At 45.3% G+C, this 579-nt stretch carries 1 protein-coding gene and 1 pseudogene; both read right to left on the reverse strand.

The annotated features are described in order from the left end of the window. Window positions 1–93 (reverse strand): annotated as a pseudogene (locus R7Z77_RS27170) (DUF3301 domain-containing protein); the annotation flags it as partial. 13 nt (window positions 94–106) lie between these two features. After that, on the reverse strand, window positions 107–579 hold a 473-nt coding region (locus R7Z77_RS27175), incomplete at its 5' end, for a DUF3549 family protein (RefSeq protein WP_318137281.1).

A 579-nucleotide genomic window follows, 5' to 3' on the forward strand; every position in this document is an offset into this window, starting at 1 on the left:
GGCAACTTTGGCTAACTCAGATTGACGTCGTTGTTGCCAAAATAGAAAACAGAAAAAGCACAGTCCAAGTATTGCCAGTAGATCTCCTATCATCCTTAATCCTTTCTTATCCCTTTGTGGCTTGCTGCAATTTGATGAGTGCAGTGGCTAGCTCTTCCGATGGGCTAGAGTGCAGCAAAGGTAGCAATACCATTCTTAGTTCTGGCAGCATAACTAAATCGGCAAATAATTGATTGAACAGGGTTTGATTGCCTGTTTGTGCGAGTCGCAGCAAAAATTGTTCAGCGATTTTTGCATCAGAAAGAAGATGCCATGCTCGTCCCGCAATGCCGATCAGTACTTCTTGGTGACTTAAACGAGGGCTTTGCAAAATCGCTTCTAGTACTGGTAAAGAGACTTCAGTTGGAGCGCCTGCTAACGCGCGAGTTAATGCCGATAGCAAGAACAAATCTGGTTCTGTGCTGTGAATCTCTTGCTGCGCTTTTTCTGCGATACGCTGCGCTAGTCGTTCTTGTAAGTCGACATGCTCAAGAGCACCAAGCAGTGCGTATAGAGGCTCGTTAGGTAAATGATTGAGAG

This window comes from Vibrio sp. 1401 (assembly GCF_033340295.1).